This window comes from Rahnella sp. CFA14(1/10) (genome assembly GCF_004195095.1).
GTDB classification, from domain to species: Bacteria; Pseudomonadota; Gammaproteobacteria; order Enterobacterales; family Enterobacteriaceae; genus Rahnella; species Rahnella perminowiae.
Genome location: NZ_SEWS01000011.1, coordinates 70503 through 91344, shown reverse-complemented (window position 1 = coordinate 91344; position 20842 = coordinate 70503). Strand labels below are relative to the sequence as shown.

The 20842-nt window shown below is 53.1% G+C and carries 16 protein-coding genes and 1 pseudogene; 9 read left to right on the top strand and 8 right to left on the bottom strand.

Features of this window, described 5'->3' with window-relative positions:
* Window positions 1–24: 24 nt before the first annotated feature.
* Window positions 25–1368 carry a PTS sugar transporter subunit IIC gene (locus EVX52_RS20855; RefSeq protein ID WP_129954929.1) on the bottom strand — a complete coding sequence of 448 codons (1344 nt, stop codon included), beginning with the start codon at window positions 1366–1368 and terminating at the stop codon, window positions 25–27.
* Window positions 1369–1645: 277 nt separating this feature from the next.
* Here EVX52_RS20855 and EVX52_RS20850 point away from each other — a divergent pair, with 277 nt between their 5' ends.
* Window positions 1646–1963, top strand: coding sequence for a PTS lactose/cellobiose transporter subunit IIA (locus tag EVX52_RS20850; RefSeq protein ID WP_129954928.1), 318 nt, complete (start codon window positions 1646–1648; stop codon window positions 1961–1963).
* Window positions 1964–2128: 165 nt separating this feature from the next.
* Here EVX52_RS20850 and lysA read toward each other — a convergent pair whose 3' ends face one another.
* The gene (lysA, locus tag EVX52_RS20845; RefSeq protein WP_129992041.1) at window positions 2129–3388 is read right to left on the bottom strand and encodes a diaminopimelate decarboxylase; all 1260 of its coding nucleotides are present in this window, start codon (window positions 3386–3388) and stop codon (window positions 2129–2131) included.
* Between the two features lie 134 nt (window positions 3389–3522).
* On the opposite strand from lysA, the gene EVX52_RS20840 reads away from it, so the two are divergent.
* Window positions 3523–4446, top strand: coding sequence for a LysR family transcriptional regulator (locus EVX52_RS20840; RefSeq protein WP_129992040.1), 924 nt, complete (start codon window positions 3523–3525; stop codon window positions 4444–4446).
* 62 nt (window positions 4447–4508) lie between these two features.
* Here the strand turns inward: EVX52_RS20840 and EVX52_RS20835 are convergent, their stop codons facing one another.
* Together EVX52_RS20835 and EVX52_RS20830 are read right to left on the bottom strand one after the other, a co-directional pair.
* Window positions 4509–5672, bottom strand: a complete 1164-nt coding sequence (locus EVX52_RS20835; protein ID WP_129992039.1) for an MFS transporter — start codon at window positions 5670–5672, stop codon at window positions 4509–4511.
* 208 nt (window positions 5673–5880) lie between these two features.
* On the bottom strand, window positions 5881–6798 hold the full coding sequence (locus EVX52_RS20830; protein ID WP_129992038.1) for a LysR family transcriptional regulator: 918 nt from the start codon (window positions 6796–6798) through the stop codon (window positions 5881–5883).
* Between the two features lie 115 nt (window positions 6799–6913).
* On the opposite strand from EVX52_RS20830, the gene EVX52_RS20825 reads away from it, so the two are divergent.
* Window positions 6914–7783, top strand: a complete 870-nt coding sequence (locus tag EVX52_RS20825) for an MBL fold metallo-hydrolase (protein WP_129992037.1) — start codon at window positions 6914–6916, stop codon at window positions 7781–7783.
* A gap of 116 nt (window positions 7784–7899) precedes the next feature.
* On the opposite strand, the gene EVX52_RS20820 is transcribed toward EVX52_RS20825, so the two are convergent.
* The gene (locus EVX52_RS20820) at window positions 7900–8616 is read right to left on the bottom strand and encodes a tetratricopeptide repeat protein (RefSeq protein ID WP_129992036.1); all 717 of its coding nucleotides are present in this window, start codon (window positions 8614–8616) and stop codon (window positions 7900–7902) included.
* Between the two features lie 129 nt (window positions 8617–8745).
* Between EVX52_RS20820 and EVX52_RS20815 the strand changes: the two genes are divergently transcribed.
* Window positions 8746–10500 (top strand): ABC transporter ATP-binding protein/permease, encoded by a 1755-nt coding sequence (locus tag EVX52_RS20815; protein WP_129992035.1) that lies wholly within the window; start codon window positions 8746–8748, stop codon window positions 10498–10500.
* A gap of 181 nt (window positions 10501–10681) precedes the next feature.
* Complete coding sequence (locus tag EVX52_RS20810; protein WP_129954920.1) at window positions 10682–11422, top strand: GntR family transcriptional regulator; 741 nt, start codon at window positions 10682–10684, stop codon at window positions 11420–11422.
* Between the two features lie 6 nt (window positions 11423–11428).
* Here the strand turns inward: EVX52_RS20810 and EVX52_RS20805 are convergent, their stop codons facing one another.
* Complete coding sequence (locus EVX52_RS20805; RefSeq protein ID WP_129954919.1) at window positions 11429–13030, bottom strand: PTS transporter subunit EIIC; 1602 nt, start codon at window positions 13028–13030, stop codon at window positions 11429–11431.
* A 616-nt stretch (window positions 13031–13646) separates the two neighbouring features.
* On the opposite strand from EVX52_RS20805, the gene EVX52_RS20800 reads away from it, so the two are divergent.
* The 3 genes from EVX52_RS20800 to EVX52_RS20790 are packed head-to-tail and all read left to right on the top strand — an operon-like array spanning window position 13647 to window position 19335.
* Window positions 13647–14780 carry an efflux RND transporter periplasmic adaptor subunit gene (locus tag EVX52_RS20800; protein ID WP_129992034.1) on the top strand — a complete coding sequence of 378 codons (1134 nt, stop codon included), beginning with the start codon at window positions 13647–13649 and terminating at the stop codon, window positions 14778–14780.
* Between the two features lie 9 nt (window positions 14781–14789).
* On the top strand, window positions 14790–17939 hold the full coding sequence (locus EVX52_RS20795; RefSeq protein ID WP_129954917.1) for an efflux RND transporter permease subunit: 3150 nt from the start codon (window positions 14790–14792) through the stop codon (window positions 17937–17939).
* Window positions 17932–19335 carry an efflux transporter outer membrane subunit gene (locus EVX52_RS20790; protein WP_129954916.1) on the top strand — a complete coding sequence of 468 codons (1404 nt, stop codon included), beginning with the start codon at window positions 17932–17934 and terminating at the stop codon, window positions 19333–19335. The genes EVX52_RS20795 and EVX52_RS20790 overlap by 8 nt, the downstream gene beginning before the upstream one ends.
* Window positions 19336–19413: 78 nt before the next feature.
* Here the strand turns inward: EVX52_RS20790 and EVX52_RS20785 are convergent, their stop codons facing one another.
* Window positions 19414–19668 (bottom strand): helix-turn-helix transcriptional regulator, encoded by a 255-nt coding sequence (locus EVX52_RS20785; RefSeq protein WP_129992033.1) that lies wholly within the window; start codon window positions 19666–19668, stop codon window positions 19414–19416.
* Window positions 19669–19944: 276 nt separating this feature from the next.
* On the opposite strand from EVX52_RS20785, the pseudogene EVX52_RS25615 reads away from it, so the two are divergent.
* Window positions 19945–20054, top strand: a pseudogene (locus EVX52_RS25615) (IS630 family transposase); the annotation flags it as partial.
* A 109-nt stretch (window positions 20055–20163) separates the two neighbouring features.
* Here the strand turns inward: EVX52_RS25615 and EVX52_RS20780 are convergent.
* Window positions 20164–20643: a type VI secretion system tube protein TssD gene (locus EVX52_RS20780; RefSeq protein WP_015696031.1), complete on the bottom strand. Its 480-nt coding sequence runs from the start codon at window positions 20641–20643 to the stop codon at window positions 20164–20166.
* Between the last annotated feature and the right edge of the window lie 199 nt (window positions 20644–20842).

The following is a 20842-nucleotide window of genomic DNA, read 5'->3' as shown; positions in this document are numbered from 1 at the left end:
ACGTTCCTCTTTGTCCGAATAGTTTTACGCCGTGGCGGCCTGTTTTTGGCTCTGCTGCGCGGCTTCCAGCTGCGCCTGATCGGCACGACGCGCGGCCACTTTCACGAACGGCAGATAGATCAGTACCGCCACCAGAATGCAGCCAATTTGGGTGATCACCGCCCCCATCGACCCGGCAGTCGACAACCAGGCATTGATCACCGGCGGTGTGGTCCACGGCACCATCACCACCGCACGTCCGGCGAATCCGAGGCTGGTGGCAAAGTAGCCGATGGTGCCGGTAATCAGCGGCGTGATGATGAACGGAATGGCGAGGATCGGGTTGAGCATGATCGGCATACCAAAAATTACCGGCTCATTGATGTTAAAGAAGCTTGGCCCAAGCGACAGTTTGGCAATTTCGCGCATTTCTTTACGGCGGGTAGCAATCATCACCGCCAGCAGCAGACCGATAGTGCACCCTGAACCACCGATACTCATATAGACATCCCAGAACGGCATGGTGATGATGTTCGGCACTTCATGGCCCTGCTCAAATGCGGTCATGTTAACCATGATGGCGCCGAGCAACAGCGGTTCACGGATCGGTTTAATCATCTGGTTGCCGTGAATACCAATCACCCAGAACAGCTGCGCGACAAACATCAGCAGCAAAATACCCGGCAGGCTTTGCATTACCGATTCCAGAGGACGCTGGATCACCTGATACACCGCGTCGTACAAATACATGCCGGTAACGCGATGGAAAACAAAGCCGAAGGTGGCAACGAGAACCACGGTAATAATGGCGGGGATCAGAGCCGAGAAGGATGCCGACACATTGGGTGGCACGCTCTCCGGCATTTTTATGCGCAGGCTGTTAACCCGCTCCAGACGGGAATAAATCTCAACCGACAAAATGGCAATAAACATGCCGAGGAACAGACTTTTCGTATCGGAGAATTGTTTTGCCAGCACATCTTTCACTTCCTGCATCTGGCCGTTAACCATCATATCGACAGTGGTTGGCGTAACGGCGATAAAACAAATCACCGCCAGCAGGCCGGGAAATAACGAACGCGAACCGTTAATTTTTCCCAGTTCAATACCAATTAAAAACACCGCGCCAATGGTCAGAAAACTCAGCGTGGCATAGTTAATACTGCTCATGATGGGTTTGAGTGTTGCCAGCCAGGAGAACATTTCAAAATGTGCTAGTCCGTTTTTCGGATCCATCACCATGTTTGAAATTAAAACTGAGAATGCCCCCACAATAATGACGGGCATTAACGTGATAAAAGACGCCTTAATAGCCATGATGTATCTGAAGCTATTAAAGGTATTGGCGAACCCCCCCAGCGAATCGATAAAGCGATCTTTCAATGACATGACAGCACCTCATTTTCTTTTTTCTATACTTCACAGGTGTTGGTTTCGTCTTCACCTTTTACATGGCATGAGGAATAAAGGTGTCGTACGAAGCAGGGTCAGAGTCCGGTTCTGTATATCATCCTGTCGGCCATATTTCGGGATTACTTACGTAATGTGGCATGCCAAAAAATAGCGTAATACGAATTAATTTCTGTGACAGCGTTCTCACATGTGAATATTGGAATTCCAATATCATGAATTCACACTCATCTGGTATACCAATTTGGAGTTTTCGATGGAATTCGATCTGGAACAAACAGTAATGGAATTATTGATCAACGCCGGCGAAGCACGATCTAACGCCATGATGGCCATTCAGCACGCACGTAAAAAAGAATGGGCGCAGGCCGATGCGATGCTGAAAGCCTCTGACGATGCGGCCCGTGTCGCGCATAAAGTGCAGACACAACTGATTAGCCTGGATGAAGGCGTAGGCAAAATTCCGGTGAATTTAATCATGGTGCATTCGCAGGATCATCTGATGACCGCCATGCTGTGCCGTGATCTGGCAGAAGAGATCGTGTTACTGAGAAAAGAGATGTTTGATAAGTAAGCTCCCTGCTTTGCGAAGAAGTAAAAGCAACGCGATTAGCTCCCTCTCCTGCGAAGGGGAGGGCTGGGGTGGGGTATTAAGGTCAAAAACTAAATTCAAAGTGTGCTTTAACCCGTTGCTTTGTATTTAAAACCCCCTCCCCCTTCGCAGGGGGAGGAGCAAAGACTAAAGCTCCAGAGCAATTAACTCTTCCACCGTCTGCCTGCGACGAATCAATCTCGGCACGCCATTCTCAAACAACACTTCCGGCAGCAGCGGTCGGGTGTTGTAGTTCGATGACATGGATGCGCCATAAGCCCCCGTGTCATGGAACACCAGATAATCGCCAATATTTACCGGTGGCAGCGGGAAGGTTTCAACGCCGCCGCCTGCCTGTTGGGTAAAGACATCGCCGGACTCACACAGCGGCCCCGCAATCACCGATTCAGTCAGCGGCTGCCCGCTGACATCGCGGCCATCGGCCGGTAACAGCGAAATATGGTGATAACTGCCGTACATCGCCGGACGCATCAGGTCGTTAAAGCCCGCATCACACAGCACGAAATGACGGCTGCCCATATTTTTCACCGCGCGTATTTGCGCCACCAGTACACCGGACTCTGCCACCAGGAAACGACCCGGTTCGATCTCCAGTTTAATTTCATGGCCAAGATGCGCGGCGATTTGCTCACGCGCACGGTTCCACAGGCCAAAGTAATGGCCGGTATCAATGGATTCTTCTTCAAAATGATAGGGAATCGACAGACCGCCACCGGCGGATATCGCTTCAATATCTTGTCCGGTTTCAATCACCTGACGCACCATCGCATCGCAAACCTGCTCAAGGTGACCGTAATCCACACCGGAACCGATATGCATATGAATGCCCACCAGTTTCAGACCGTAACGGGCGATCTCCGCCAGTGCCTGCGGTAAATCGGCATACCAGATCCCGTGCTTGCTGTTTTCTCCGCCGGTATTGGTTTTCTGGCTGTGACCGTGACCAAAGCCCGGGTTAACGCGCAGCCACACCGGATGTCCGGCATGGTGCTGACCAATCTGGCTGAGCATGTCGATGGAACCGGCGTTCACCGGAATATTCAGCGCGGTCACACGTTCCAGCGTCGGTTGATCCAGCACGTCAGCGGTAAACACAATCTCGCTGTCTTCGCCGCCCGGAATAAAACCGGCCACCAGTGCACGTTCAATTTCACCCAGAGAAACAGAATCGACCTTCACACCCTGCTCATGCATCAGGCGCAGAATATGAATATTAGAACAAGCTTTCTGCGCAAAACGAATGACGTCAAACTGGCGCAACTGCGCTATACGCTGTTTGATAATTGCAGCGTCATATGCCCACACAGGGCAGCCAAATTGTTGCGGCAGGGCCCGTAAATTCGCGGCGTTAAGTGCGGTGGACATGTCGTTCAGGGCGCGTGGCATAAGATTTTCCGTCAGGTGAATTCAGTCATATTTCCCTCAGTATGCCGCGTGGCGCAACACTGATAAAATATCTATTTCAGGCAAGTCTATTCATTTATGATATGGGTTACTGTCATCGTCCAGCGGATAAAACCATGCCAGCAATTTCCCTGCGCCATATCGAAATTTTCCATGCCGTAATGACCACCGGAAATCTGACCGAAGCCGCTGCGTTGCTCAATACGTCACAGCCAACAGTCAGCCGCGAGCTGGCACGCTGCGAAAAGTTACTGGATTTGCAATTGTTCGAACGCCTGCGCGGGCGGTTGTATCCGACCGTGCAGGGTTTACGGTTGTTTGAGGAGGTGCAGCGGTCATATTACGGGCTGGAGAGGATCATCAGCGCGGCAGAAGGCATCCGCCAGTTTGAGCAGGCGCAGTTGTCGATCGCCTGCCTGCCGGTATTCAGCCAGTCGCTGTTGCCTGCGGTCTGCAAGCCGTTTCTCGACCGCTATCCTGAGGTCAGTTTCAATATCGTGCCACAAGAATCACCGCTGCTCGAAGAGTGGCTGTCGGCGCAGCGCCATGATTTAGGACTGACGGAAAACACTCAGACGCCCGCCGGGACCGAGCGGCAAACGCTGCTGACGCTGAATGAAGTCTGTGTGCTGCCAGCCAGACATCCACTGGCAGCCAAACCGCGCCTCACACCGCAGGATTTCAGCGGCCTGAATTTTATCAGTCTGTCAGCAACGGACAGTTACCGCCAGTTGCTGGATACGTTGTTTACGGAACAACAGGTTATGCGACGGCTGGTGATGGAAACCCACAGCGCCGCATCGGTATGCAGTATGGTAAGGGAAGGCGCGGGCGTCTCTATCGTCAACCCGCTGACTGCACTCGATTATGGTGACAACGGACTCGTCCTGCGGGAATTCAGCGTCGCCGTGCCGTTCACCGTCAGCCTGATAAGACCGTTGCACCGCCCCGCTTCCGCGCTGGTGAGCACCTTTATTGAGCACTGCCATCAGCAGGCGCAACGCTTCGCCGGGGATCTTGAGGCGGCGCTGATGCGCTGAGTCCAAACGTCAGGGCCACGCCGGAGACATCCCGCATAGCCCTGACGTTTTCAGCGGCAAAATTACATGGCCGCTTTTTTCACTTTCTTCGCCGCACGACGGAAAGTGATCACACACAATACGAAGCCGGTAGCGCCGAGTGCGCCCGCTGCCAGCGGCACGGTGCCCAGCCCCATTCCGCGTTCAATCACCGCGCCACCCACCCAGGCACCCAGAGCATTGCCGACATTAAAGGCTGCAATATTGAGGGTCGATACCAGATTTGGCGCGTTTTTACCGTAAGTCACAACGTTGACCTGCAACGCCGGAACTGCCGCGAAATTCACCATCGCCCAGATAAACAGTGTGATTTCTGCCGCCACCAGATGAGCACTGGTGTAGCTGAACAACACGGAAAATATCGTGATCATCAGGAATGTCATGGTCAGCGAAATCCCCAGACGCCAGTCCGCCAGACGTCCGCCCAGCACGTTACCGATGGTAAGACCGAGGCCGATCAGCAGCAGCGTCCAGCTGACTCCATGTTCAGACACGCCGGTGATTTGTGTCAAAATCGGCGCGATATAAGTGAACAGCGCGAACATTGCCGCCGAAAAGAAAATAGTGATCGACAGCGACAGCCATAACCCCAGACTGCCCAGCGCACGGATCTCCTTACGCAGATCAGTCGGCTCTTCTTCTTTCTTATCTGGCAGCTTCTTATAAAGCGCGAACAGCGATGCCACACCAATCACCGCCACTACCCAGAACGTTGAACGCCAGCCGAAAGCCTGTCCGAGCGCGGTACCGAGCGGAACGCCCAGCACGTTAGCCAGCGTCAGACCGGTGAACATCAGGGCCACCGCAGAGGCGCGGCGGTTAGGTGCCACCAGACTTGCCGCTACCACGGCGCCAATCCCGAAGAATGCGCCATGACACAGCGCAGTGATCACGCGTGCCAGCATCAGGAAACCGTAACTGTAGGACAGAGCGCACATCACGTTACCGACGATAAAGATGCTCATCAGCAGCAGCAGGGTTTTCTTGCGCGGCAGTTTCGCCGTCAGTACAGCCATGATCGGCGCGCCAATCGCTACGCCCAGTGCATATCCGCTGATTAACCAGCCTGCAGAAGGAATACTGACATGCAGATCCCCCGCCACGTTGGGGAGCAGCCCCATGATGACAAATTCGGTGGTACCGATGGCAAACGCGCTGAGCGCCAGTGCCAGAAGTGCGACAGGCATAAAAACTCCGGATATTTTTGTTATGGTTAAAGGCACCGGCATTGCGCCGGAAGGGCTTAAATACCACGTTGATCACACTTTTGACCAGACGCAGTCTGTGCCCTGAGCGCCTGAAACGCACCCGATATCCGCATAATTCTTTACATAACAAAAGATTATACAAAACACATTCAGACAAAAAAGGAACCGATTCCAGGGATTCAGCGGATCAATATTTTTCTTCTTTCAGTGACAGCCAGCGCGGGTGGCTTTTAAACCACGCCACCAGAAAATCGAGCAATGCACGCAACGCGGCAGGCATTTGTCGCCGTGATGCGTAAATCGCATAAATTCCCATTCCCTGTGGCTGCCACTGACCCAGTAAGGCAACCAGTTGCCCGCTGGCAATCAGCGGGGCTGCCGAATAATAAGGTTGCATGACTATCCCCGCGCCCTCCACTGCGCCGGTCAGCAGCACCAGCGATTCGTTGGCGCTCAGATTTCCGCTCACCGGAATCGCAACCTTTTCGCCCTGGCGCTCAAACTGCCACAGGCTTTTGCCGAAATAGGTGTATGTCAGACAATTGTGAACCGCCAGATCCTGCGGATGTTGCGGTGTGCCCTGCGCGGCCAGATAAGCCGGGGACGCACAGACGATCGACGGACATTGTGCCAGGGGCCGGGCGATGAGATTGGGGTCCAGATCGTTAGTGATACGCAGCGCCATATCAATACGGTCTTCCACCAGATTGATCGCCCGGCTTTCCAGCTGAAGATCGATGCTCAACTGCGGATGTCGCCGCAAAAACTCGCTGACCGCAATCACCACGGCACCCTGTCCGAAAGACTGCGAACAACTCAGACGCAGCAATCCGCGTAACGCTTCATTTCCTGTATCCGCCACGCTGCCCATCTCGGCCGCTACCGACAGCATTTTCCGGCAGCGGGCCAGCGTATTTTCACCCGCATCCGTCAGACTAAGTTTGCGGGTGGAACGGTGCAGCAGGCGTGCGCCCGACCACTTTTCCATCTCCGACAGATAACGCGTCACCATCGCCCGCGACATATTCAGCGATTCGGCAGCACTGACCATGCTTCCGCGTTCAACAATGGCAACAAACACTTGTGCAGCGGTAATTCTGTCCATGATTCGTCCGGTTTATGCAACAAACAGTTGCACATTATCCGGTTTTTCCTGCGGATTATGCAACGTACAGTAGATGCTTACTGAATGTGATTATTTATACCTCTGAGGAAATCCCATGCATCTGAAACATCTGACGTTACTCGCCGCCCTGCTGGGCAGCAGCCTGTCTGCTCATGCCGCCAGCGCACTGAAAATGGACGTTTACAACCCCGGTGAAAAAAGCGCTTTCCCGGTTTCCTCTGAAATTATTACCGGGGACAAAGAAGCGGTGCTGATCGACGCCCAGTTCCAGCGCAATGATGCAGAGAAACTGGTGGAGATGATCAAAGCTACCGGCAAAAAACTGACTACCGTGTACATCAGCCAGTCCGATCCGGATTATTACTTCGGGCTGGACGTCATTCACGCCGCCTTCCCGGAAGCAAAAATCATCGCCACGCAGGCCACCGTCAATCAGATCAACGCCAGCAAAGACGGCAAGGTCGCTTTTTGGGGCCCGCAACTTAAAGACAACGCGCCAAAATCTGTCGTGGTTCCCGAGCCACTGAAAGGGAAAACGTTTGAACTGGAAGGTCATAAATTTGAAGTGAAGGGGGTGAACGCAGAGCGGACATTTGTGTGGATCCCGTCGCTGAAAGCGGTAGCGGGCGGCGTGCTGGTCAATGGTAATAACACGCATGTCTGGACAGCAGATACGCAGACGCCGAAATCCCGTCAACAGTGGGTAGAAACGCTTGATGAAATGACCGGTCTGCATCCGCAAGTGGTGGTACCGGGCCATTTCCTGCCAGGTGCGCCGGATAGCGTGGAGTCGGTGAAATTTACCCGTCAGTATCTGCTGACGCTGGAAAAAGAATTACCGAAAGCGAAAGATTCCGCCGCACTTATTGCTGCAATGAAAAAACATTACCCGCAGCTTAAAGAAGAATCCTCTTTAGACCTGAGCGCAAAAGTATTGAAAGGTGAAATGAAGTGGCCGCAATGAATATAAACTGAGTCGGCGCTCTCTTCTGCTAAAGGCATACATCGATCGGCTCCTCCCCTGCGAAGGGGAGGAGCGCAAACCCAATTACAATTAGCCTGGTTTACTCTTTCTGATACTTACTGCGTCACCCGCACAAATTCGCCTTCGGCCTGCACGTTGTGACCAAAACCGCAGTCACCGGTGGTGTGAAGTTTAACGCTCTGTGGCGCAAAGTTCATGTCAACGCTGCACTCGTCACCCGCAGCGGAGGCGTCGTCGGTTTCATGATAAACCGCGTGGTTATCTTTAATGGCCGTCACCACGGAAAACTCTCCTATGTTCGGGCCATAGTAGAGCGACATTTGCCCCATATATAAGCCGCTGAAATCAATTTTGAACTGTGCCTCTTCGGCTTTCACTTCAACGATATTCCAGCTGCCAAAGCCCGCATATTGCCAGTAAATCCCTGCCGGGCTTTCCGCTGGCGGCAAGGCATCCAGTTTTGGCTGTATCAGACTCAGGTTGTATTGTGATTTTTTGTCAGCAGGCGCCAGCAACAGCCAGGCTTTGGCTTTCAGATAATCGCCCTGCTTTATGTAGGTCAGCGCAATGTTGTTGTAGGCCGTGGCGATCTGATCCTGCGGCTTATGGCAAAACTCGCTCCAGGCGACCTGATTACGGAAAATGTCCCGGGCTTTGCCCATATCGCCCTGCTGGTAAGCCACTTTTCCGGCAGCGGCATAAATCCCGGCTTTAACACAATCGGCGCTGATATCCGGTTCATCAATCTGAGCCAACGCCTGAACACTGGCAAAACATCCTGCCACCAGCAGTAAATTCACTGCGACTTTCATCAAACATCCTTCTACTTTTGTGGTCTACAGAGCTTCGTGCTGGAAAAACATCCTTACAAGTGGCTCATTGCCCTATCGCACTGAGCCACTCATTCTGGGATGATTGGTTTTACAACATATCGATTACACATGGCAATTATGGCTAAAAAACCTGGGAAATCGGCGCAATGGGGCGCCGTCTGGCAGTTAATTAAGCCTTACTGGCGCTCAGAAGAAAAGTGGCGTGCCTGGGGCATGTTGACCACTATCATCATCCTTTCACTGGCCGGCGTGTACCTCAGCGTACAGTTTAACGAATGGAACCGTGTCTTTTATGACGCGCTGCAAAACAGAAACTATCCGGTTTTCAAAGCCCAGTTGTGGAAATTTACCTGGCTGGCGCTGCTGTTTATCGTCATTGCCATCTACCGGGTTTACCTGACGCAAGGCTTGCAAATGAGCTGGCGGCGCTGGATGACAGAAGAGTATATGGAGAAGTGGCTGACCAATCACGCCTATTATTACACGGAGCATCAGCACCAGGTGGATAACCCCGATCAGCGTATTTCCGACGACCTGAATGCCCTGACCAGCGGGACTCTTTCTCTGGTGCTCGGTCTGCTGTCGAGCGTGGTGACGCTGTTCTCCTTCGTGTTCATTTTGTGGTCCATCAGCGGGCCGCTGAATTTTATGCTGGCAGGCCATCATTTTGAAATCCCCGGCTATATGCTGTGGTTTGCCCTGCTGTATGCCGCCGTGGGTTCCTTTATCATCTGGTATATCGGTAAGCCCCTGGTAAAACTCGGGTTTAATCAGGAATGGTTTGAGGCTAACTTCCGTTTTGGCCTGATTCGTATTCGGGAAAACAGCGACGCTATCGCGTTATATCATGGCGAGAAAAACGAGCACGACCAGCTGACGGGCAAGTTTGAGTCCATCAAAACCAACTGGTGGTCAATCATGCGCGTCACCCGTCGCCTGAATGTCGCGTCCAACTTTTACGCCCAGTTTGCCAATATCTTCCCGATACTGGTGGCGTCACCGCGCTATTTCTCCGGCGCGATCCAGATGGGTGCCCTGATGCAGATTGCCTCAGCATTCGGTCAGGTACAGGGCGCGCTGTCCTGGTTCATCGATGCCTTTACCGATCTGGCAAACTGGAAAGCCACCGTTAACCGCCTTGCCGGTTTCAATGCGGCAATCGATCAGGTTAACGCTCAGCCGCGCGGGATCAGTGTAGGCACCAGTACCCGACACGCCTTACAGCTTGATCAACTGACACTAAACCTGCCGAACGGTAATCCGCTGTTTTGTAATATTTCTGCTGCCATGCAACCGGGCGAACGTGTGCTGATTGCCGGGCCGTCCGGCTGTGGTAAATCAACGCTGTTGCGCGCGATTGCCGGTATCTGGCCTTACGGTTCGGGCAATATTACACTGGCGGAAGGTAAACGTTATCTGTTCCTGCCACAGCGCAGTTATATTCCAATTGGCACATTGCGCGATGCGCTCAGTTATCCTGACGCCAGCCGTGAATATACGGATGAACAGTTGCAACAGGTACTGACACAATGTCGCCTGTCGCATCTGGCGGCGGTAGAAATTCTGGATGATTACGCCAACTGGAGCCAGCGCCTCTCGCCAGGGGAACAACAGCGGCTCTCCTTTGCCCGTGCGCTGTTGATTAAACCCGATACGCTGTTCCTCGACGAAGCCACCAGTGCACTGGATGACGAAACCGAACAACAGGTATACGCTCTGCTGCTGAGCGAATTGCCGGACACTTCGGTTATCAGTGTGGCGCACCGGAATTCGGTCGCGAAATACCATCAACACTGCTGGCGTTTCAAAAATCAGGAAAATGGCCCGTGCGGATTCACTTCCACTGCGCTGTTGCCTGAATAACGCCTGATTCCGGCGAAAAGGTTTCAAAATGCACAAAGGTTGCTGATGTCAGCAACCTTTCTTTTTTGTGTGTGCTGAAACCCATTTCGGACAGAAAACCAACAGAGTGGCTGGCTGATTTGTATAGCTGACCATACAATTATTCTTAAGTTAAATTTACAATGATCGGAGGTAAGAATTAATGAAGATAGATAAAAATTCGTTCACACCACTTTATCTGCAAATTGAGCAGCAACTTACCGAAAAAATAAGCACCGGCGAAATCCGCCCCGGTGATCCGATCCCGACCGAAGCGGCTATGTGTGAAATCTATGGCGTATCGCGTATGACCGCGCGAAAAGCGGTGGATTATCTGGTGCGTCAGGGGCGTGTAGCCCGTTTTCGCGGTCGGGGCACCTTTGTGGTTGCCCCACCGCAACAACAGAAAATTATTTTGCCGCTCGACCGGCATCTCACTGCCAGCGAAGTCGCCCGGGAAAATAACCAGCGGATTGAAAATCAGGTGCAGGAATTTCGCCGTATGCCGGCCAGTGAAGACATCGCCCGCGAGCTGAATGTTCCGGCAGGTACTGAAGTTTACTTTATGATCCGCCTGCGTCTGCTCGGTGATGAGCCGTTTGTGTATGAACAATGCTGGATGCTGTGCGACCGGTTCCCGGATATCACCCGCGCTGCCATGACCTCGTCAAAATATGCTTATATCCGCTCGAAAGGTTTCCAGCCTGCGGGCAGCACCAAACTGATTTCAGCAGAACTGCCATCTAACGAGATACGTCTCGCACTGAACCTGTCACGCGACCAGCCGGTACTGCATTCCCACGCAATTGTGTCGTTCACCGACGGCACGCTGTTTGAAGTATCAGATGTCTACTACAACCAGAAAAACTATGGCTTCAGCGTCCATGCCAAAGTTAAAGCTTAAGAGCCGTCAGGCAATGCCCGACAACTCTGCTTTCACCAGATTCGCCACCTGTTCAACCTGCGGGCCATAAATCACATGCACGTCCGTGTCGGTGATGCGTTTCACCCCCATCGCGCCGGTTTTCATTAATGTTCCATCCTGTATCTGAGCCATATCTTTCACCTTCACGCGCAGACGGGTGAAACAGCAGTCGACCGCCGTAATATTGCCCTCGCCGCCCAGTCCGATGATAATATTTTTGGTTTTTTCGCCCGTGCCCTGCGCCGGTTTTGCACGTTCTTCGGCATCATTTTCATCCTCACGCCCCGGCGTTTTTATCTGCATTCGCAGAATCACCCAGCGGAAAGAGAAGTAATACAGTGGCGCGTAGATGATGCCGAGGATCAGCGGATACCACCAGTGCGTGCGGCTGCCACCGAGCACACCGAAGATCAGGAAGTCGATCGCCCCGCCCTGCACGTTACCGATCATCACATGCAGCATTTGCATTAATACGAACGACAAACCGGTCAGCACCGCGTGCAGGATATACAGAACCGGCGAGACGAAAATAAAGCAAAACTCGAGGGGTTCAGTAATCCCGGTGGTAAACGACGCCAGCCCACCTGCCAGCATCAGAGCTTTCACGCGGCCTTTATGTTCCGGACGCGCGCAGTGATACATCGCCAGCGCTGCCGCCGGCAGGCCGAACATCATTACCGGGATTTTCCCCTGCGCCAGGAAGCGCGTTGCCTGCTGCGTGACGGCATCAGGGATCAGGCCCGGATTTGCCAGTGCGGCATTAAAGATATTCAGCGCCCCGACAATGCTCTGGTTATCCACCGTAGTCACGCCGCCAATTGGCGTAAAGCGCACGGTTTCATTGATAATGTGATGCAAGCCGGTTGGGATCAGCAAACGTTCTGACGTGGCATAAATAAAGGTACCGATCTCCCCGGTACGCCCGATCAGTTCGCCGATCCACTGGATCCCCTGCGCAATCGTCGGCCAGATCAGCGACATCAGCACGCCGACGACCGGCAGCACCAGCACGGTCACAATCGGTACAAAACGCCGCCCGCCAAAAAACGCGATCGCCGTCGGCAGCACGATGGTATAGAAGCGGTTGTGCAGCCACATCGTGATCAGCCCGACCAGCACCCCGCCCAGCACACTCATGTTGTAGGTAAAGATCCCCAGTGTGTTGGTGAATTCCGCGGCGTAAATCATCGCGTCGCTTTCGGTCATACCCTTCGCTGTCAGTTTGGCGACGGTAATGGTTTCCGGGGTAATATTCTGGGCAAGCAGGCTGTAATTAACCCCGACATGCAGGCCGACAAAGCCGATCACTGCGGAAAAGGCCGCCGTGGCCTTCTCTGCATTGGCCAGCCCCATGGCCGTTGCAACCGCAAAAAATAGCGGCAGGTTGGCAAACAGCGCCCCCGACACCTGGCGGATAAAGCCGATCACCAGTTGCAATGTTTTCATCTGAGTGAAGGTTTCACCGGTGACCGCCGGGTTCTGCAATGCAGCTGCAAGACCTAAAAAAATTCCGGCGGCGGCAATTACCGAGATAGGCGTCATCAGGGCTTTCCCCAGATCATGTATCTTGCTGCCAAGTTTTATCATCTGTCTTCCCTCAACTCGCTGGCTAAAAATAAACCGTTAATTGAGTTAAGTCACAGAATGTATAGTTGTATAGACATAGTAGTCAGGAGTATGAAAGGGATCACAGTTTTGCGGGAGGAAAGCAGGTGTGGAGGTAAAACAAAAAAAAGCCCACATCGGACTGTGGGCGCAGGGGTTGCAACTGGCCGCTGTTCAGAACGGCTGGCAACAAGCAAATGTGAGAACTGCTCGCTCTCGGCCTTTAAGATAATGGCAGTTGCCCGGATCCCGGCGTCTTTTCTTGTAAGTGGCAGGTTAAAATGTATAAATTTGTTTGATTTGCATCACACTTTTTTAACACCTAACAATTCATTCACTTTTAGAATATTCAACTGGAAATTATTCTTACAACCCATTAGTTAGTTTACTAAGCAACAAGTTTATTGCTATTTCACACTGCACGAAAAGATTAAAACCCCATAACAATAAGGGGTTATATAGCAACATCATCCTCATGTTTTGAAATATAGAAACATAGGTGATGACAATATGCTTACACAGAGAAATCAGGCGCTCTCGTATAGTAGAGGACTTGTTGAGAATGGTTGTTCTCAATTTCCCCAAAAGAGTGAATTCTATGCGCCTGAAGTTACTTTCTGTCAGTACAGTGCTACTGCTTTGTGCATGTGACGGGACCGCCAGCTCTGCTTCTCCGGCAGGGCAGGTTCCTGCGGTAAATGTCATTACTTTGCACAGCCAGCCCGTTACCCTCACGACCAGCCTGCCCGGCCGCACCACTGCCGTACGCAGCGCAGAAGTCCGGCCGCAGGTGAATGGTGTGATCCAAAAACGCCTGTTTGTGGAAGGCAGTGAAGTCAAAGCCGGTCAGCAACTTTATCAGATTGATCCGTCAACCTATCAGGCGGCGTTTGACCGCGCCATGGCGACCTGGAAAAGCGCCGATGCGACAGCCCGCCGTTACAAGCCGCTGGTTGATGCGCAGGCCGTCAGCCGTCAGCAATATGACGATGCCGTGGCTGCTGAACGCGAAGCCGCAGCGGATGTCGAAACCGCCCGCGTCAATCTGCAATACACCAAAGTATACGCGCCGATCTCCGGCCACATTGGCCGCTCGGTGTATACCGAAGGTGCACTGGTTACCAGCGGCCAGACGGCGTCTCTGACCACCATCGATCAGCTCAATCCTATTTATGTCGATGTGAACGAATCCTCGCAGGACTTACTGAAACTGCGCCGCGCGCTGGCTTCCGGTAAGTTGCAAAGCGCCGGTGAAAATGCGGCACGGGCCACCCTGACGCTGGAGGACGGCAGCAAATATCCCCTGCAGGGCAAACTGGAATTCTCTGAAGTCACCGTGTCGCAAAGCACCGGTTCCGTTATTTTGCGTGCCTCCTTCCCGAACCCGCACGATGAACTGCTGCCGGGCATGTTTGTACACGCCCAGCTGCAACAAGGTATTGATGAAAAAGGCCTTCTGGTGCCACAGGAAGCCATCATGCATGACGTAAAAGGCTCGCCGTATGTGTACGTGGTGAAAGCGGATAACAGCGTTGAGCAGCGCGCCATTACCACCGGTCAGATGATGAACGGTAACTGGTTAGTGAATCAGGGACTCAACGATGGCGACAAAGTCATTACCGATGGGTTACAGAACGTCAGACCAGGCGCCAAAGTCAACGCCACCGAGCGTAAAGCCAGTGCCCCTGCCGAACAGGCTAATCTCGCGATGACCGATCCTTCCGCGCAATAGGTGAGCTGAATGTCTACTTTCTTTATTAACCGCCCCATATTCGCCTGGGTTGTCGCCATCGTCATTATGATCGCCGGTGCGCTGTCAATCATGAAACTGCCGATCAACCAGTACCCGAATATCGCGCCTCCGGCGATTTCCGTCAGTGTCACCTACCCGGGTGCGTCAGCGGAAACGGCTCAGAACACGGTGGTTCAGGTTATTGAACAGCAACTGAACGGGCTGGATAACCTGCGCTATATCGAATCGCAAAGTAACAGCGATGGCAGTGCTACCATTATTGCCACCTTTGATCAGGGCACTAACCCGGATATTGCGCAGGTTCAGGTACAAAACAAAGTGTCTCTGGCCGAATCACAACTGCCAACCGAAGTGGTTAATCAGGGGATCCGTATTGCCAAATACCAGGCCAACTTCATGCTGCTGGTCAGCCTGATTGCGACTGACGGTAAAATGAGTAACTCGGATCTGAGTAACCTGTTGGTGACCAAACTCGAAGACCCGATTGTGCGTACCAAAGGCGTCGGTGACTTCCTGATGCTCGGTTCAGAATACGCGATGCGTATCTGGCTCGATCCGGCAAAACTGTATAAATATAAGCTGATCCCAAGTGATGTCAGCGCAGCGATTGAAGCGCAAAACGTGCAGGTGTCGTCCGGCTCCCTCGGCGGCCTGCCGACGGTAAAAGACAGCAAACTCAGTGCCACTATCATCGGTAAAACCCGTTTTGACAGCATTAATCAGTTTAAAAATGTGCTGCTGAAGGTGAATGCCGACGGCTCTCAGGTACGCCTCAGCGATGTCGGGAATGTGGATTTGGGACCGGAAAGTTATTCGATTTCCTCCACCTTTAACGGCAAACCGTCAACCGCTATCGCCCTGCGTCTGGCAAGCGGCGCGAACGTGCTGGACACCGACAGAGCAGTAAGACAAACCATCGCCGGGCTGAAAGACTCTCTGCCAGCCAACGTAAAAGTCGAGTTCCCGTACCAGACCGCGCCGGTAGTCAGCGCCTCAATCGAGGAAGTGGTAAAAACGTTGCTCGAAGCCATCGTGCTGGTGTTTTGTGTCATGTTGCTGTTCCTGCAAAACCTGCGTGCGACACTGGTGACCACGCTGGTGGTGCCGGTGGTTCTGCTCGGGACATTCGGTATTCTGGCAGCTGCGGGGTATTCCATTAACACCCTGACCATGTTCGGGATGGTACTGGCGATCGGCCTGCTGGTGGATGACGCCATCGTGGTGGTGGAAAACGTCGAACGTGTGATGACGGAAGAAAAGCTCTCGCCAAAAGACGCCACGATTAAGTCGATGAAACAAATTCAGGGCGCGCTGTTTGGTATCGCACTCGTGCTGTCTGCCGTCCTGGTGCCAATGGCCTTCTTCGGTGGCTCGACCGGGATCATCTACCGTCAGTTCTCCATCACCATTGTGTCTGCCATGGCGCTTTCGGTGCTGATGGCGCTGATTTTCACCCCGGCACTGTGTGCCACTATCATCCGGCACAATGACGAAGAGAAAGCCAAAAGCGGTTTTGCGGGCTGGTTTAACCGTAACTTCGATAAAGGTGCGATGCGCTACACCGCAGCCGTCGGCACGGTGATCTCCCGCCGTCGTCTGTTTTTGGGTCTCTACCTGCTGATTGTCATCGCCACCGGTTTTATGTTCACACGCGTGCCGACCACCTTTCTGCCGGATGAAGATCAGGCTGTGATGTTTGTTCAGGCGACATTGCCCGCCAATGCCTCAGCAGAACGGACCCAGCAGGTGCTGGATAATGTCCGCGAATATCTGTTGAAACAGGAAAGCGGTATTGTCTCCTCGGTGTTTACCGCCAACGGTTTCAGCTTCGCCGGGCGGGGTCAGAACGTCGGCATTGCGTTCGTGCAGTTGAAAACCTGGGCAGACCGTCCAGGTGCCGCGCAAAAAGTCCAGGCGCTGGCCGGTCGTGCAATGGCGCATTTCGCCACTATCAAAGATGCCCGTGTGTTTGCTTTCGTTCCGCCAGCGGTTATGGAACTGGGTAATGCCACCGGGTTCGACTTCTTCCTGCAAGACACTGACGGCAAGGGGCATGAAGCGCTGATGGCCGCGCGTAACCAGTTCCTGCAACTGGCCTCGCAGGACAAACGTCTGATGGCGGTGCGTCCGAACGGGATGGAAGATGAACCGCAATATCAGCTGGAAATTGACGATGAGCGCGCGCAGGCGCTGGGTCTGAGCCTCGACGACATCAACAACACGCTGTCTGCGGCCTGGGGTTCAGCGTATGTGAATCAGTTCATGTATAACAACCGCGTGAAGCGTGTTTATATCCAGGGTAAGGCGGCTTCCCGCGTCACGCCTGAAGATTTGAATAACTGGTATTTCCGTAATTCCAGCGGCGATATGGTGCCATGGAGCGCCTTCGGCAGTGGCAAATGGGTGTACGGATCCCCGCGTTATGAGCGTTTTAACGGCGTGTCTTCCGTTGAACTGATGGGTTCGCCGGCACCGGGCTACAGCTCAGGTGATGCCAACGAGGCAGTGATGGAAATCGCGGCCAAACTGCCGCCGGGTTATAAAGTGGCCTGGCACGGTCTGAGCTATGAAGAGAAGCTTTCCGGCTCACAAACACCGGCGCTTTACAGTCTGTCAATGATCGTGGTGTTCCTGTGTCTGGCGGCGCTGTACGAGAGCTGGTCAATTCCGTTCTCCGTCATGCTGGTGGTACCGCTGGGGATTTTAGGCACCATCGGCGCCGTGCTGCTGCGCGGGCTGTCGAACGACGTTTTCTTCCAGGTCGGCCTGCTGACAACCGTCGGGCTGGCGGCGAAGAATGCCATATTGATTGTTGAGTTCGCCAAAGAGTTACATGAGAACGAAGGGATGTCGGTGACTCAGGCGGCCATCGAAGCGGCCAAGCTGCGTATCCGGCCGATCATCATGACCTCAATGGCGTTTATTCTCGGCGTATTCCCGCTGACCATTTCCAGCGGTGCGGGTGCGGGCAGCCAGCATTCCATCGGGACGGCGGTGGTCGGCGGTATGCTCACCGCCACCTTCCTGGCCATTTTCTTCGTGCCAATGTTCTACGTCACGGTGGTGAATCTGTTCACCCGCAAATCGAAAAAACACGATAAGGCGCTTCCTGCACCCGAGGCCACACACCATGAATAAACCGCATTTCGCGCTCTCGCTTGTCAGCGCGTTTTCACTCACCCTGCTGGCGGGCTGTACCCTGGAACCTGATTATCAGCGCCCTGCACTGCCGGTCGCCAGCAACTGGGACAGTGCTTCCCCTGGCGCGGCACAGGATATCGGCTGGAAAGCGTTCTTCAATCAACCGGCGATGAATCAGCTGATTGGCATGTCACTGGCTAACAACCGCGACCTGCGGGTTGCGGCGTTAAACGTGGATACCGCGCGCGCTACCTTCCGGATTGACCGCGCCGCCCTGCTGCCGACGCTCAACGCCGGTGCCAGTGAAACCAACCAGCATCTGCCGGGCGGATTGTATTCGACACAAAGCACCGGACCGGTGACGTATCAGCAATACAGTGCCAATCTGGGCGTGACGTCTTATGAGGTTGACCTGTTTGGCCGCTTACGCAGCCTGCGCGATCAGGGGCTGGAGACTTACCTGGCGACAGAAGCCACGCAGCGCGCGACGCAAATCTCGCTGGTGTCTGAAGTGGCTTCCGGCTACCTGAGTCTGGCGGCGGATAACGATTTGCTGAAACTGGCAATCAGCACCGCCGGCAGTCAGGAAAAATCTTACGAACTCACCAAACACAGTTATGATGCCGGCATCGACACCTCACAGGATCTGGTGCAGGCCGAAACCACGGTGCGTGCGGCACAGGCTGATATCGCCCAGTACACACGTCAGGTGCGTCAGGACGTCAACGCGCTGACCCTGCTGGTCGGCACCACCATCCCCCAAAGTTTGCTGGCGAACGCCACCCTGCAACAGGACTGGAAATTCCCGCAGACACCGGCCGGTTTGCCCTCTGATCTGCTGACCCGCCGTCCGGATATTATTTCCGCTGAACATACGCTGAAAGCCGCTAACGCCAATATCGGCGCGGCGCGGGCGGCGTTCTTCCCGAGCATCACGCTGACCGGCACGGCAGGCACAGAAAGCGGCAGCCTGAGTAAACTGTTCGATGGCGGTACCGGCGCGTGGTCATTTATGCCTTCGGTTAACATCCCGATCTTCGACGGCGGCGTGAATCAGGCCAATCTCGACATCGCGAAGGACACCAAAAAAATTGATATCGCTAACTATGAGAAAGCGATTCAGACGGCGTTCAAGGAAGTGTCCGACGGCTTAGCCGGTCAGGCGACTTACAAAGACGAACTGCTGGCCCGCCAGCAGGACGCCGACGCCAACCAGCGTAACTACGATCTGTCGCAGATGCGCTTCAAAGGCGGTGTCGACAATTACCTCAGCGTACTGGTCGCACAACGCTCCCTCTATTCTGCTCAGCAAACGCTGATCACCACACAACTTGCCCAACTGAATCAGGACATCAGTTTGTATAAAGCTCTGGGGGGCGGCTGGAAGGAGTGAGTATTTGAGTCAATGGAAACGCCGACGGGAGTCGGCGTTTTTGTTTTTAAGCCGGAGACACCTTATCCCGCAACATATTCATCGCAGAATCTTTTTCACCAACTCACCCCGCGCATCAAAATAACGGCTCGGCCAGATCACGCTCGGATGCACATTCAGTGCCTGCGCAATCACCTTCTCTCCTTTCGGCCATGATCGTGACAGCGCATTCGACAACGTGGATGAACTCAACCCCACGCTGCGCGATACCGCCGCCAATGTCGTACCTCTTTTACGCAATGCCGCAATAATGTCTGCCTGATGCCAGTCGGTATGATTCTGTGCTTTGTTCATGGAGGATCCTTTCCTGAGTGATAAGTAAATAAAACGTCTACGCAGGAAGAGTAAACCGGCAGAAACATTATCCCAAAACGGGATAAAAGTTGAAGGAAGCTAATCAGGTTATTGATAGATAAGATGAAATGTAATATTGATGAGATAGCTGAGCTAACGTTGGTAAAAAATTATTTTGGTGAAAATTTTCGATTTGAAAAGGATGCAAAAATGAGTCTGAACTGGGGCCGGAGTGACCAAGTAGAGTATCTGTAAGCGCACCAGAAAGCCACATAACGACGGGCAAAAATCGTCACGACTCCTGTGGGTAACTATATCATCCACAGGAGTCGTGAAACACAGCGCTGAGGGAAGGTAGTCCGAAGTTCAGCGTAATTTATCAGCCGTCTACTCGCCGACGCTGGTCGCTCTGCTCCCCGTTTTCCGGTGCACCCACCTCGGGTGGCATTAGCTATTCTTTACCTGTGGGAAATGTGCCGCAAATAAAAACGGTGGTCATGCACAACAACGGTCATTCCATGAATCTCGGTAGATAATGTTTCCGTCAGTGTACTTCCATGTGATCGCCTCATAACGTAACTCTAGCGTTTCCAGATGCGTGCTGCTCATGCCGCCTGGAGCCAGGTAGGGTGAAATTGTCGTGATTTTGACGTTATCCAGGATGATATTGAAATACTCGGCCTCGATGCCAGATTCCAAGATGCGGTACATCTTGATTATTGCCTTCTTCATGGTTCGGCCTTCACACACTGCTCGATACAGGAGAGGCGTAGTCTGATCGAATTCTTTCACTATCGTGATAGGCCGATGAACGCGCGTACCCGTGAGTTTTCCGCATTGAGAATCAACGGGGATAGTGACACCGTGGGAGAATGATTTCAGCTCAATGGAACCTAAACGCAGTGGCATCATGCAGCTACCGACAACCGGAGAACCATTTTCATCTTCAAGCCATAAGTGAGCGGGTGTGGACATTCAATTTCCTTATCAGTGATAATTTAACAGCGGTTAATTTTTCGACCGTCACCATTTACAGTAACGTATAAAAATAACAATCATAACTATGGCGAATACGCCTATCGGCCAGACGGGACTATCAGGAAAAAAATAACCCTGAAATAGTGCGAAAATAATCGTGAGAACCACAGGCCCGTACAGTGATGATAAAAACGCT